This window comes from Alcanivorax sp. HI0044, assembly GCF_001634945.1.
Genome location: NZ_LWEZ01000021.1, coordinates 1 through 1,256, shown reverse-complemented (window position 1 = coordinate 1,256; position 1,256 = coordinate 1). Strand labels below are relative to the sequence as shown.

The window sequence follows — 1,256 nt, the reverse complement described above, 5'->3', positions numbered from 1 at the left end:
CCCCGGGAGCCAGGCGCACCCGCGCCAACAGATCCAGCCCCTGCTGCGCGCCTTGCGTAATCAGCAATTGATCCGCGCTGCATGGCAGCCCACGGCTGTAGCCCAGATAATCGACCAGCCCCAGGCGCAGACGCAGATCCCCCTGCACCTCACCATAAAGCAACGTCTCCGCCTGCTGATCCCGTACCGCCCGGTGCAGACAGCGCCGCCACGCCTGCCACGGCAGCTGCTCCCGCTCGGTCACCCCACCGGCAAAATTGAAACGCCGGGCGGGCCCGTTCCCCCACACTGGCTGCGTCATCCAGTGGGGCCCGGGGCTAACACCTGCCGGCAATAACGACACCGGCTCACTGGCAGGCAAACGGGCCACAAAGGTACCGCTGCCCGGCCGGGCACAAAGAAACCCTTCCGCAATCAGCCGCTCATACGCCTGCACCACCAGCTGCCGCGACAATCCCAGTTCACGGCACAACACCCGGCTTGGTGGCATCCGCTCCCCCTCCTGCAGGCGACCATCCTGCATGGCCTGACGTAGCTCACGGTAAAGCTGGGCCTGCAACGCCCCTTCGCCATTCAGCACCAGATGCAACTGCAAATTGGTCTCCTTAATAATAGAAAACTGGTCCTTTTTACCAAACCGGACAGCGGTAGATTAGCACTCGGATGAACTGTTTCCATCAAAAGGCAAAGCCCAATGATCAACAAAAAACGAATAGTGAGAATCACGATACTGATTGTCGTGGCGCTGTATTCATTACCTTCCATTGCCGCAGACCAGCGCATTGGGATTCTGGTTTATGACAAGGTGCTGACCAGTGATGTCACGGCACCAGCTGAAGTGTTTGGAGTCGCGACAAGAGAGTCGTGGTTTTCAGACTATGAAGTGCTGTTGATCGGCGTGGAGAAAGACGCCGCCGTTGTCACTACCGAGGAAGGGATACGCTTGACGGTCGACAACACCATTTACGACAGTCCCAAACTGGATGCACTGATCGTCACCAGCTCCTATGTCATGGACTCGCTGTTTAAAAACGCTGATCTGACAACATTTCTTACCGAACAGGCAAAAACCGCGTCATGGCTGGCCAGCAATTGCTCCGGGGCGTTTTTGTACGCCCACGCCGGCTTGCTGGATGGCTACACCGCTACCACCTGGGCAGGTGGCGAACCCCGGTTACAGCGAGAGTTCCCCAGCATCAATGTGATCGAAGACCGCAATGTTGTCGTTGATCGCAACCGGATATCCAGCAACGGAG

The 1,256-nt window shown here is 58.0% G+C and carries 2 protein-coding genes; one reads left to right on the top strand and one right to left on the bottom strand.

From position 1 onward, the window contains the following. Window positions 1-595, bottom strand: a 595-nt coding sequence (locus A3730_RS00265) for a GntR family transcriptional regulator (protein WP_156500693.1), incomplete at its 3' end; no start/stop codon positions are given. Window positions 596-715: 120 nt separating this feature from the next. Between A3730_RS00265 and A3730_RS00260 the strand changes: the two genes are divergently transcribed. Then, a partial coding sequence (locus A3730_RS00260; RefSeq protein WP_231883787.1) for a DJ-1/PfpI family protein occupies window positions 716-1,256 on the top strand: 541 nt, incomplete at its 3' end.